The 11564-nt window shown below is 76.8% G+C and carries 9 protein-coding genes and 1 pseudogene; 2 read left to right on the top strand and 8 right to left on the bottom strand.

Going from position 1 to position 11564, the window contains the following annotated elements:
• Positions 1-25: 25 nt before the first annotated feature.
• From JIG38_RS00050 to JIG38_RS00015, 8 genes are all read right to left on the bottom strand, one after another.
• On the bottom strand, positions 26-2947 hold the full coding sequence (locus JIG38_RS00050) for a DEAD/DEAH box helicase (protein ID WP_199421470.1): 2922 nt from the start codon (positions 2945-2947) through the stop codon (positions 26-28).
• Positions 2948-3030: 83 nt separating this feature from the next.
• A complete protein-coding gene (locus JIG38_RS00045) occupies positions 3031-3948 on the bottom strand; it encodes a diacylglycerol/lipid kinase family protein (protein WP_307844368.1) in 918 nt (305 codons plus the stop codon).
• Positions 3945-4715, bottom strand: coding sequence for a twin-arginine translocase subunit TatC (tatC, locus tag JIG38_RS00040; protein ID WP_199421469.1), 771 nt, complete (start codon positions 4713-4715; stop codon positions 3945-3947). Before tatC ends, JIG38_RS00045 begins: the two co-directional genes overlap by 4 nt.
• Positions 4716-4761: 46 nt before the next feature.
• Positions 4762-5034 (bottom strand): Sec-independent protein translocase subunit TatA, encoded by a 273-nt coding sequence (tatA, locus tag JIG38_RS00035; protein WP_199421468.1) that lies wholly within the window; start codon positions 5032-5034, stop codon positions 4762-4764.
• A 44-nt stretch (positions 5035-5078) separates the two neighbouring features.
• Entirely contained in the window at positions 5079-5393 is a 315-nt protein-coding gene (locus JIG38_RS00030; RefSeq protein WP_199421467.1) for a hypothetical protein, read from the bottom strand.
• A gap of 9 nt (positions 5394-5402) precedes the next feature.
• Entirely contained in the window at positions 5403-6380 is a 978-nt protein-coding gene (locus JIG38_RS20815) for a helix-turn-helix transcriptional regulator (protein WP_199421466.1), read from the bottom strand.
• Entirely contained in the window at positions 6373-7434 is a 1062-nt protein-coding gene (locus JIG38_RS00020; protein ID WP_199421465.1) for a helix-turn-helix transcriptional regulator, read from the bottom strand. Before JIG38_RS00020 ends, JIG38_RS20815 begins: the two co-directional genes overlap by 8 nt.
• A gap of 116 nt (positions 7435-7550) precedes the next feature.
• Complete coding sequence (locus JIG38_RS00015) at positions 7551-8072, bottom strand: GNAT family N-acetyltransferase (RefSeq protein ID WP_199421464.1); 522 nt, start codon at positions 8070-8072, stop codon at positions 7551-7553.
• An 85-nt stretch (positions 8073-8157) separates the two neighbouring features.
• Between JIG38_RS00015 and JIG38_RS00010 the strand changes: the two genes are divergently transcribed.
• Positions 8158-9303, top strand: a complete 1146-nt coding sequence (locus JIG38_RS00010; protein WP_199421463.1) for a DUF3866 family protein — start codon at positions 8158-8160, stop codon at positions 9301-9303.
• 838 nt (positions 9304-10141) lie between these two features.
• Positions 10142-11564: pseudogene (locus tag JIG38_RS00005) on the top strand (hypothetical protein); the annotation flags it as partial.

The raw sequence follows: 11564 nt of genomic DNA, 5'->3' as shown, positions 1-11564 counted from the left end.
CGCGCGCCGCGGCCCGACCCCGCCGTCAGACCGAGCTGTAGGCGACGACGCCGCGCCGCACCTGGTCGACCCCGCGCCGCGCTGCCGCCCGGGTCTGGGGGTTGGGCGCCACCTGCGCGACCTGGTCGAGCAGGTCCACCACCTGCTTGCACCACCGGACGAAGTCGCCCGCCGCCAGGTCGGTGCCCTGGAGCACCGACGCGAGCCCGCGGCCGCTGGCCCAGCGGTGCACGGGCTCGACGAGCCCCAGGTCCAGCGGGCGCGTCGCGCTGAGCCCGTGCGCGAGCTCGAGGTCCTCGAGCCGCGACCACGTGCGCTGCGTCTCGTCGAGCGCTCGCGCGAGCCGGCCCTGCGGCCCGCCCGGGAGCGGCGGCGCCGCCTCGCGCTCCTCGCGCCGCGCCTCGAACACCACGGCCGACACCGCCGCGGCGAGGGCAGGGCCGTCGAGACCGTCCCAGAGGCCCGTGCGCAGGCACTCCGCGACGAGGAGGTCGCTCTCGGCGTAGAGGCGCCGCAGGACCTGCCCGGCGGCGGTGACGCGCGTGCGCGCGGGGCCCTGCACCGGACCCGCCGCGGCCTCGGCGTCGGTGCGGTCCTCGCCCTCCACGAGCTCGAGGTACCCGCGCTCGGTCAGGACGTCGCAGATCCGGTCGAACACGCGCGCGATCGAGCTCGTGCGTCCGTCGATCCGCCGCACGAGCGCGTCGTGCTCCTTGCGCAGGCGGTGGTACCGCTCGCCCCAGCGGGCGTGGTCCTCGCGCTCCGAGCAGCCGTGGCACGGGTGGTTGCGCATCCGGCGGCGCAGCTCGGCGAGCGTCGCGTCGTCGGCCGCCGCCGCGCGCCCCCGCCCGGGCTGCTCCCGCCCGTCGGCGCGGTCGTGGCGGGTGCGCGCGCGGTCGCCGTCGTCCGCGGCGGTCCGGGCCGACGCGGACCGGCCGGACCGGTCCGGCTCGGACAGGGCGGTGTTCATCGCCGACACGAGGTCGCGGCGCGCGCCCGGGTTGCGCGGGGCGAACGACTTGGGCACGCGCACGCGGGTCACCGGCCGGACGCCGCCCGAGAGCTCGGCCGCGCTGAGCGTGCGGACCTGGCGCTCGGCCGTGAGGACCGTGGGCCGCGGGCCGTCGAGGCCCGCGTCGCGGCCCGGGTCGAGCACCACGGCGTAGCCCGCGCGCCGGCCCACCGGGATCTCGACGACGTCGCCGATCCGCAGGTCCCGCAGGCTCGCGAGCGCCTCCGACCGGCGCGACCGGGCGGCCTCGCGCGAGAGGTCCTGCTCCCGGTCGGTGACCTTGCGCCGCAGGTCCGCGTACTCGGCGAAGTCGCCGAGGTGGCAGCGCATCGCCGCCGCGTAGCCCTCGAGCGCCTCGGCGTGCGACTGCGCCTGGCGGGCGAGCCCGACGACGGCACGGTCCGCCTGGAACTGCGCGAAGCTCGTCTCGAGCACCTCGCGTGCACGGTCGCGCCCCACCTGGGCGACGAGGTTGACCGCCATGTTGTACGTCGGCCGGAAGCTCGACCGGAGCGGGTAGGTGCGCCGCGAGGCGAGCCCCGCGAGCGCGACGGGGTCCAGCCCGCCGTGGTCCACGACGACGGCGTGCCCCTCGACGTCGATCCCGCGTCGCCCGGCGCGCCCGGTGAGCTGGGTGTACTCGCCCGGCGTGATGTCGACGTGGGCCGAGCCGTCCCACTTGGTGAGCTTCTCGAGGACCACCGACCGCGCGGGCATGTTGATCCCGAGGGCGAGGGTCTCCGTCGCGAAGACGACCTTGACGAGCCCGCGCGAGAACAGCTCCTCGACCGTCTCCTTGAACAGCGGCAGGAGGCCGGCGTGGTGGGCGGCGATGCCGCGCTCGAGCGCCTGGCTCCACTCCCAGAAGCCGAGCACCGCGAGGTCCTGACGCGGGATCGAGGCGCACCGCTCCTCGACCACGGCGCGGATCGTCGCCTCCTGCTCGGCCGTCGTCAGCCGCAGCCCGGCCCGCAGGCACTGCTGCACGGCCGCGTCGCACCCCGCGCGGGAGAAGATGAAGAAGATCGCCGGGAGCAGCCCGCCCTGGTCGAGCAGGTCGACGACGGCGAAGCGCGGCGCGGGCCGCCGCGAGCCGAGCCGTGCGGCGCCGCGGGTCTGGGCGCGGGCGCGACCCCCGCCGCGGTATCCGCGGTCCCCCGGGCCGCGCCAGCCCTCGGCGCGGTCCCCGCGACGCAGGGCGACGGCGAGGTCCGGGTTGATGGGCGGGTCGACGCCGGGCGCCGTCGGGTCGACGTGGCCCGCGTAGAGGTCGAACAGCGCGTCGGTCGCCAGCACGTGCTGCCACAGCGGCACGGGGCGCGTCTCGCTCACGACGACGGCCGTGTCCCCCCGCACCATCGTCAGCCAGTCGCCGAACTCCTCGGCGTTGGAGACGGTGGCCGACAGCGAGACCAGCTGGACGTCGTCGGGCAGGTGGATGATCACCTCCTCCCACACGGGACCGCGGAAGCGGTCGGCGAGGTAGTGCACCTCGTCCATGACCACGTAGCCGAGGCCGTCGAGCGTCGCGGAGCCGGAGTAGAGCATGTTCCGGAGCACCTCGGTGGTCATGACGACCACGGGCGCGTCCCCGTTGACCGTCGTGTCCCCCGTGAGCAGGCCGACGTTCTCCGCGCCGTGGCGGCGCGCGAGGTCGCCGTACTTCTGGTTGCTCAGCGCCTTGATGGGCGTCGTGTAGAACGCCTTGCGGCCCTGGCTCAGGGCGAGGTGCACGGCGAACTCGCCGACCACCGTCTTGCCGGCGCCGGTCGGGGCGGCGACGAGGACCCCACGGCCGCCCTCGAGCGCGGCGCACGCCTCGAGCTGGAAGGGGTCGAGACCGAACGCGTAGCCCGCGGCGAAGGTCGACAGCTCGCTGCGTTCGAAGGCGGCCCGGCGGCGGGACGCCGCGTACCGCTCGGCCGGGGAGGACATGGCTCCACCCTAGGCACGGACGCACGACGGCACCCGACGACGCCCCGCGGGCCGGGCGGTCCTGCGCGCGGGCGCGGCCGGCGTCAGGCGAGCACGCGCACGGCCCCCGGCCGGGACTCGATCAGCAACGGCGCGGGCCCCAGGCGCTCGCCGTCGACGAACGCGACGGGCGGCGGCGGGCCGAGCACGCTCGGCTCGACCAGCACGCGGCGCGACCGCAGGACCTGGACCGCCGGGTGGTCGACGTGGCGGCCCGAGAAGACGCGCGGGAACACCGCGACGAGGCCGGCACGCGTGAGCGGCCCGGCGACGACGACGTCGAGCAGCCCGTCGTGCGTGTCGGCGTCGGGCGCGATGCGCATGCCCCCGCCGAACGAGGGGCCGTTCGCGACCGCGACGAGCGTGCCCAGGGACTCCCAGGTGCCGTCGTCGAGCGTGATCCGGTAGCCGTAGGGGGCGAAGGACCGCAGCTCGAGGGCGAGCGCGCGCACGTAGCGCAGCGTCCCGCGGGGGCGGCGCAGGGTGTTGGCCCGCGCGTTGACGGCGGCGTCGAAGCCCGCCGAGAGCACGGCGAGGTACCACTGCCGCACGCCGTAGCCGGGTGGCCCGGCGACCGCGGCGTCCATCGCGAGCGGCCCGCGCTCGAGGCCGGCCTCGATCCGCGCGACCGCCGCGTCGACGTCGTGCCGGGGCAGGCCCAGGCCGCGGGCGATGTCGTTGCCGCTGCCCGCGGCGACGATGCCCAGCGGCAGGTCCGTCTCCGCGACGACGTTCGCGCCGAGGTTGACCATGCCGTCCCCGCCCACGACGACGAGCGCGTCGAGCCCGTCGACGACGGCCTGGCGCGCGTGCTGCGTCGCGGACGGCAGGTCGTGGGCCGTGAGGTCGCGGACGTCGTGCCCGCGGCGGGTCAGCGCGTCCACCACGGCGTGCCCCTCGGCCGAGCCGCGCCCGCTCCCGGCCGTCGGGTTGACGACGACGCCGAGGCGCAGCCCGGTCACGCGAGGGCGCCGCCCGCGCCGTCGTCGGGGGTCCCCGCGAAGGGGTCCCGGCGGTCCGCGCGGCGGTCGTGGAGCAGGCACAGGCCGACGGCCAGCCCGTAGAGCAGGCACATCGGCAGGGCCAGCGAGAACATCGAGATCGCGTCCGCCGTGGGCGTCGCCACGGCGGCGAACACGAAGCAGAGGAGGACGGCCCAGCGCCAGCCGTGGGCCCACGTGGACCCGCGCACGAGCCCGGCGAGGTTGAGCCCGACCATGACGACCGGGAGCAGGAACGCGAGGCCGAACGCGAGCACCATGCGCATGATGAACTCGAGGTAGGACTGGGCGTCGATGAGGTTCGCGGTGTCCGCGGGCGTGAGCCCGGACAGCAGCCCGACCGCCTTGGGCAGGAGCCACCACGCGACCGCGCCGCCCGCGAGGAACAGCGGGACGCCGGCGCCGAGGAAGCCGAGGGTCGTCCAGCGCTCGCGCCGGGTGAGCCCGGGGGTGACGAACGCCCAGAGCTGGTAGATCCACCAGGGGCTCGACAGGATGGCGCCCGCGAACAGCGCGACCTTGATCTGCAGGTCGAGCGGCGTCGCGACGCCCCCGAAGTTCAGGGAGATGAGGTCGTCGCGCTGCTCCGCGAGCGCGACGACGGGCTCCTGGAGCACCTCGAAGAGCCACGGGTAGGCGATCCAGCCGACGACGGCGCCGACGAGGAGACCCGCGGTCGCCAGGAGCGCGCGCGTCCGCAGCTCGCGGACGTGCTCGCGGAGCGGCATCCGACCGTCCGGGCTGCGACGCGGGCCGCGCCGCCGGCGCGCCGCCTCAGGGCCGCGGACGCTCACCGTCGTCGTCGGTCGTCCTGGGCTGCCCGGGCTCGTACGTGCCCGTGGCGCCGGGCGTGCTCGCGGGCGACGCCGAGTCGTCCTGCTTCAGGTCCTTGACCTCGGACCGGAAGATCTTCATGGAGCGACCCACGCTGCGCGCGAGGTCCGGCAGCCGTCGCGCGCCGAACAGCAGCAGGACGATCGCCAGAAGGATGACCCACTCCCAGCCCCGCAAGTTCACGTTGACGCCTTCCGTGTCGAGTGGCCTCATGCTAGCCCCGGCGCGGCGCCGGCCAGGTCGTCGGCGCGCGTCCCTCAGCGGGAGAGCGCGCGCCAGCGCCGGTAGGCCGCCTCGTGGCGCGCGGCGCGTGCCGCACGCCGGCGCTCGGTGCCCACGCGTGCGGCGGCGCGCCGCGCACGGGCCGCGTCGAGGTCGTGCAGGTCGACGGGCGCCGGGACGGTCAGGCCCTCGATCTCCTCGGCGCGCGCGGCGACCTCGGCGAGCACGTCCGACGCGCGGCCGAGCTCGACGACGAGGGCCTTGCCCGAGCGGTAGAGGCGCCGGAACAGGAAGAACGCGCCGACGAGCGTGCCCACCACGAGGAGCGTCCACACGCTGAACCAGAGCACGGGCCCAGGCTAGCGGTCGGTCGCGCCCGGCTCGTCGTCGTAGGCCGCGAGGGCGCGCCGGGCGGCGTCGGCCGTCGCGGTCGCGAGGTCCACCGGGTCGACGTCGCGCACGCGGCTCGCGAGCCGCAGGAGCGTGCGCTGGAGCCAGGCGGCGGAGCCGACCCGCAGCGTGACCCGCACGCCGCCGTCGGGCAGGTCCTCGATGGCGTCGACGGGCGCCTGCTCGGCGACCCACCGCGCCGAGCCCGCGAGCTCGAGCACGACCGTGGGGTGGTCCTCCCGCGGGCGGAACGTCGCCTCGGGCAGGCGGCGCGGCGGCTCCGAGGACGCCACGTCGAGCACGCGCGCGTCGAGGATCCGGTCGAGCCGGAAGAGGCGCTCGGCGCCGACGCTGTGGTCCCAGCCCTGGAGGTAGGAGTGCTCGTCGCCCGTGAGCAGCTGCCAGGGGTCGACGTCGCGCTCGCTCGTCGCGTCGGCCGCGTTGACGTAGCGCAGGTGCACGCGCCGGCGCTCGGCCAGGGCGCGCCGGACGGCCGCGAGCACCGCCGGCGGCGCCTCGACCGACAGCTGCACGTCGACGGTCGCCGCCGCCTCGCCGGTCGCCGCCGTGAGCGTCGCCAGGGTGCTCGTGAGCACCTCCTGCTGCTCCGGGGCGAGCGCGGGGCCGACGGCCTCCTGGAGCGCGCGCAGGGCCGCGACCAGCGCGACCGCCTCACGCGTGCCCAGGCGCAGCGCGTGCGCCATGCCGCGCGACTGCGTGAGGCGCAGCACCCCCGACTCGAGCGAGCCCGCGTCGAAGTCGATGAGGTCGTCGGGCCAGTAGCCCGGCGTGCCGGACATCCAGAGCGTGTCGACGTCGGCGAGCACCTGGTCGGGCGTCACGCCGAAGTGCTGGGCGACCTGCTCGACCGGCACGTCGGGCGTCCGGTCGAGGTACGCGACGATGCCCAGCAGCCGCACGAGCCGTTCGGGCGTGCGCTCAGCCACGGTCGCCCCCCGCGGGCGCGAGCCGCTCCCCCATCGCGACGGCCGCGCGCAGCCGGCGCACGACGGCCTCGCGCAGCGGCGCGGGGCCGAGCACGACGACGGCGTCGGTGTAGCCCGTCACCTCGTCCGCGAGCTCGTCGGTGCGCGCGTAGGGCACCGCGACGACGTCGGTCCCCGGCGGCGCGTCGGGCAGGTCCTCGGGCCGTTCGCGGGCGAGCGCACCCTCGCCGTGGCGCGCCGCGTGCTGGGCGGCGTGCTGCTCGGCGCGCGCCCGGAGGGCGCCCGCGCGCTCCGGGGCGACGGCGAGCCAGGCGAGGCGACGCTCGCCGCGCTGCGCGGACGCCACGAGGGCGCGGGGGTCGGCCGACGCCGGCACGTCGAACGCCCCGGGCGAGCCGAGGGTCCGGACCGGCCCGTCGATCCGGCTGAGCCGGAAGACGCGCGCGGCGCCGCGGTCGCGGTCGTGGCCGACGAGGTACCAGCCGCCGCCGCTCGCGACGAGCCGCCACGGCTCGACGTGCCGACGCATCACCTCGCCGGTGCTCGCCGTGCGGTAGGTGAAGGTCACCGCCTGGCGTGCGTGGGCGGCGTCGAGCAGCGGCGGCAGGGCGGGGCCGGCCGGGTGCAGGCGCGGCGCCAGGCCGGCGACGATGTCGGTCTCCGAGGGCGTCGCGCCGACGACGCGGAGCTTGGTCAGGGCGCGGGCGGCGTCGGGTCGCAGCGCCTGGCCCTGCCAGAACTCGGCGGCCAGGGCGAGGACGCCGAGCTGGGCGGCGCTGAGCTCCATCGGGGGCAGCGCGTACGCGTCCGGGTCCACGCGGTAGCCCTGGTCGTCGCCGTGCGCGGCGTTGGCGACCGTGAGCACGGGGATGCCGAGCTCGCGCAGCGTCTCCTTGTCGCGCTCGAACATGCGCTCGAAGGCGTCCTGGGACGCCGCCTGGTCGTAGCCCGCGACGGACGTGCGGATCTGCTCCTTCGTCATGCGGTGGCTCGTGTTCACGAGCGCGATGACGAGGTTGAGCAGCCGCTCGGCGGGAGGCAGGACGTCAGGCATCGCTCCCACGCTAGTGGGACGCGCGCCCGCACGCGCCCGACCACGCCGGTACGGCCGGTCGTCGCGTCCGCGAGGACCGCTGCCCCTCGGCGGCGCGTCGGCGGGCGCCGGCGGGTTCAGGCGCCGGCGGGGCCGGCCTCGTGGGTGAAGCGGTAGACGTTCGTCTCGCGGAGCTCGAAGCCGACCCGTCGGTAGAGCCGGTTCGCGGCCTCCCGCGACGGGCGGGACGTGAGGTCGACGGTCCGCGCACCCGCGCGCCGCGCCCGCTCGAGAGCGTCCACCACGAGGGCCTGGGCGACGCCCCGCCCGCGCGCGGCCTCGTCGACGACGACGTCCTCGACCCACGCCCGGACGCCGGTCGGGATGCGGAAGACGACGAGGGTGAGCGTGCCGAGCAGCGCGCCGTCCGCCGTGCGCGCGACGAGCACCTGCGTGGCGGAGGACGCCGTCATCGCCTCGACCTCGGCGCGCGTCGGCTCCGGGGCGCTGCGCGACAGCTGGCGCACGAGGGCGCCGAGCCCGGCGAGGAGGGCGTCGTCGACGTCGGCCGGCGCGAGCCGGACGACCTCGACGGGCGCGGTCGTCCCGGGCGGGGCGAGCGCGTCGGTGCGGTCGGCGGGCTGGTCGACGTCGGTCATCCCGGCACCGTACCCACGACGGACGCGGCCCGCCGCGTCGGGCGCCGCACGCCCCCCGAGGGAGGCGTGCCGGTAGCGTGCACGGGTGATCTCCTGGCGTGCGGCGACGGTCGTGTCCCGCGGGGCGACGTGGCCCGGCGCGGTCGAGCTGCAGGTGCGGACCGACGACGGCGCCGAGCTCCGCGCCCTCGCGCACCCCCCGCTCGTGGGCGACCCGCGGCCGGGCGACCGCGTCCTGCTCAACGTCTCGGCGCAGGTGCGGGGCCTCGGCACGGGCGGCTACGCGCTCGTCGTCGCCCTGCCCGACCGCCTGCCGCCCGACCCGCCGTCCGGGCCGGGACACCTCGTCAAGGCGCGCTACACGCCGCTCCAGGCCATGGTGCTGGGCGTCGACGAGCAGGAGTCCGCGCACCACGCGCTCCTCGCGGACGCGGACGACCTCGGGGGCATGCCCGTCGTCGTGGCCGACCTCCACTCGGCCCTCCCGGCCGTCGTCGCGGGTGCGCGCTCGGCGGCCGAGGCCGCGGGCCGCCCGGCGCCCCGCGTCGTCTACGTCATGACGGACGGCGGCGCCCTCCCGGCCTGGTTCTCCCGCACCGTCGCAGGCCTGCGCGACGCGGGCTGGCTCGAGGCCTGCGTCACCGTGGGCCAGGCCTTCGGCGGCGACCTCGAGGCCGTCACCGTGCACACGGGGCTCCTCGCCGCGCGCCACGTGCTCGCCGCCGACCTCGTGGTCGTCGCGCAGGGCCCCGGCAACCTGGGAACGGGCACCCGCTGGGGGTTCTCGGGGGTCGCGGCAGGCGAGGCCGTCAACGCCGCGGCGACGCTCGGCGGTCGCGCGGTCGCGTCGCTGCGCGTCTCGGGCGCCGACCCGCGCGAGCGGCACCGCGGCGTCTCGCACCACTCGCTCACGGCGTACGGCCGGGTCGCGCTCGCGCCCGCCGACGTCGTCGTCCCGGTGGCCGCACCCGAGGACGGGTCGGACCCCGCGCGTGCGACGCTGCTCGCACGTGTGCACGAGCAGGCGCGCGCCCTCGTCGCCCCGTCGGGGCGCCACCGGCTGGTGGAGGTGCCGGCCGGCGCGCTCCTGCGGGACGCACTGGTCTCCTCCCCCGTGCGGCTGTCGACGATGGGGCGCGGGCTCGACGCGGACCCCGAGGCGTTCCTCGCGGCCGCGGCCGCCGGGGTGCACGCCGCGTCGCTCGTGCCCGGCGCCGACGCCGCGCCCTGACCCGACCGGTCCCGCACCACCGCGTGCGGAGCCGTGCCACCCCGTCCGCGGAGCCCCGTGCCAGCCCGTCCGCGGAGCCCCGTGCCACCCCGTCCGCGGAGCCCCGTGCCACCCCGTCCGCGGAGCCCCGTGCCACGACGCGCCGTCGTGTCGCGGCACCCGGCTCCACGCACGCGGCACGCCGCTCCGCGGAGGGGCACGGCGCTCCGCGGACGGCACGGCGCTCCGCGGATCGCATCCGGGGTCGCGCGGGCGGCGCGGGTCGACGCGCGTCGCCCGCCTCCGATCATGATTTCCAGGCATCGCCGATCATGAATTCCTGGTGATCTTGAATTCTCCCGGAAGCCGTCGCCTCCTGGCGCCCGACGATCATGGGAAAGGCGCCCGCCCCCGATCAAGGAATTGTCCTCGTGGCGCTCCTGGGAACGTCGCGAGGCTCGGGCAGGCACGTCGCGGCACCAGAGCTGCCGCCGGACCGTCAAGGCCCGCACGTCCGGCCGCGCGGACGACCGTCGGGGCCGCTTACCCCGGCGACCTGGGTGTTCGCAGCGGCCCTCGCCGGCCGGACGGTGCAGAACTGGACAGGACGGCGCCTTCCCGGAAATGCGCGGAATTGGGGCGGGATGGGGCACGCAGGCATTTCTCGCTGGGGGGCGGGACCTAGATCCCGAATCATTTCGGACCGCTCTGCCGGAATTCGACCGAACAGAAATGAGAAACAGGTCACACCGCGGGTGAATCCCTCGCGTCACCACCCGTTCGGTCGATCAGCACCGTGGCCGCGCGCCGACGACGGCGTCGCGCATCGATGTGCCACCCGACCGACAAGGGGTCCTCCGTGTCCGCTCTGCAACCGCACCGCCGCGCCAGGCGACTGCTCGCCACCGCCACCGCCCTCGCCGCAGGCCTCGTCGGCCTGACGACCACGACGGCCCAGGCCGCGACGGCGCCCACCACGGGCAGCCCGATCGGCAACGTCGACGTCGTCGTCGCCGTCCCGGGCGGCGTCCAGCTCAAGGGCTGGGCCTGGGACCCGGACACGACCGCCTCCGTGACGGTCGAGATCACGTCCTCCGCGGGCACGGTGACGACGGTCGCCAACCAGCTGCGCGGCGACGTCGCCAGGGTCTACCCCTCCGCGGGGTCCTACCGCGGCTGGTCGATCACGGTGCCCACCGCGAGCGGGACCCAGACGGTCTGCCCGGTCGTGAAGAACGTCGGCGCCGGCAGCGACCGCGTCTGGAGCTGCCGGACGGTCACGGTGCAGGACCGCTCGCCGGTCGGCACCCTCGACCTCGTCGAGGCGACGACCACCGGCGTCCGCGTCGCGGGCCGCGCCACGGACCCGGACACGACGGGAGCGGTCGACGTCCGCGTCACCGTCGGCGCGACGGCGCGCACGCTGGGCGCCACGGCCACCGCGGGTTTCGCGGGCGAGGTCCCGACCGCCCCGGGCACGTACGAGGCGTGCGCGACCGCGGTGAACGTCGCGCACGGCACGGACACCGCGCTCGGCTGCCGCAGCGTCACGGTGCGTGACCACAGCCCGACCGGTGCCCTGGACCCGGCGACCGACGCCGGCACGGGCCTGCGGGTCAGCGGCTGGGCCGGCGACATCGACACGACGTCCCCCGTCACCGTGCGCCTCGCCGTGACGGGCACGACCACGACGGCCGACGTCGCCGCGGGCACGGCGCGCAGCGACGGCACGCGCGGCTTCACCACCGTCCTGGCCCTGGCGCCCGGCGCCTACGAGGTCTGCGGGACGGCGCTCAACGTCGGTGCGGGCGCCGACCGGGCGCTCGGCTGCGTCGACGGCACCGCGCTCGACCACTCCCCCGTCGGCGCGGCCGACGCGTCGACGCCGACGAGCACGGGCGTCCAGGTCTCCGGCTGGGCCGACGACCCCGACACCACGGCGCCCGTCGCGGTGCGCGTCACCGTGGGCACGACGGCGGCCACGCTCACGGCCGGCACGGCCCGCGCCGACGGCCGGCTCGGCTGGACCGGCGTCGTCGCGGCCGCGCCCGGCACCCACCAGGTCTGCACGACGCTCGTCAACGTCGGCTTCGGCGCCGACAAGGCCCTGGGCTGCACGTCCGTGACCGTCGCCGCCCCGGCGCCGACCGTCCCGGGCCCGACCAACACGGGCGTCCCCGCGGGCACCGCGCTGCGCGTGCACGAGGGCGACCTCACCATCACCACCGCCGGCACCGTCATCGACGGCATGGACATCCGCGGCTACGTCCGGGTCAAGGCCC

Source organism: Actinotalea solisilvae (genome assembly GCF_016464425.1).
In the GTDB taxonomy this organism is placed as follows: Bacteria; Actinomycetota; Actinomycetes; order Actinomycetales; family Cellulomonadaceae; genus Actinotalea; species Actinotalea solisilvae.
Note: the sequence above shows the minus strand (reverse complement) of the source record. Positions and strands in the feature narration are given on the sequence as shown.